The 872-nt window shown below is 74.3% G+C and carries 1 protein-coding gene; it reads left to right on the plus strand.

Going from position 1 to position 872, the window contains the following annotated elements; all coding sequences use genetic code 11:
* The coding region (locus HMPREF3099_RS11995) for a S8 family peptidase (RefSeq protein ID WP_168168458.1) at positions 1-872 on the plus strand (872 nt) is incomplete at both ends.

Here is an 872-nt window from a genome sequence, read left to right on the forward strand (position 1 = left end):
CGCCGTCGCCCGGGCCACCGACCGCCAGGCGGACCGTGCCCGCGGGCGCGGCCTGGAGGTCTCCCAGCGCTTCCGCGGCGTGGGTGGCTACACCGTGGAGCTCACCGACGCCGAGGCCGCGGAGCTGCGCCGCACCCCCGGCATCGCCAGCGTGGCGCCCGATGCCGTGGTGACCGGCAGTGGCACGCAGGCCAACGCCCCGTGGGGCCTGGACCGCGTGGACCAGGACCGGCTGCCGCTCTCGGGGACCTACTCGTTCCAGCAGACCGGGGCCGGGGTGACGGCCTACGTCATCGACACCGGGGTGCGGGCCAGCCACCAGGACTTCTCCGGCCGCGTGCGCCAGGGCGTGACCTTCGTCAACGACGGCTGGGGCACCAACGACTGCGCCGGGCACGGCACCCACGTGGCCGGCACCGTCGGCGGCGAGACCTACGGCGTGGCCAAGGACGTCAGCATCGTGCCGGTGCGGGTGCTGGGCTGCGACAACCAGGGCTCCTGGGCGGGGATCATCGGCGGCATCGACTGGGTGGCGCAGAACCACTCCGGCCCGTCGGTGGCCAACCTGAGCATCCAGGGCCCGGCCAACAGCTCGGTGGACGCCGCCGTCAACCGCCTCAACGCCAGCGGGGTGCTCTCCGTGGTGGCCGCCGGCAACTACTCCGCCGACGCCTGCTCCACCTCGCCGGGGCGTGCCTCCGGGGCGTTCACCGTCGGCTCCACCGACCGGTACGACCGGCTCTCCGGGTTCTCCAACTACGGCCAGTGCGTCAACCTGCTCGCCCCGGGCAGCAACGTGCTCTCGGCCGGCATCTCCGGCGACGCCAGCTGGGCCACCATGAGCGGCACCTCCATGGCCGCCCCGCACGTGG

Source organism: Kytococcus sp. HMSC28H12 (genome assembly GCF_001816045.1).
Classification (GTDB): Bacteria; Actinomycetota; Actinomycetes; order Actinomycetales; family Dermatophilaceae; genus Kytococcus; species Kytococcus schroeteri.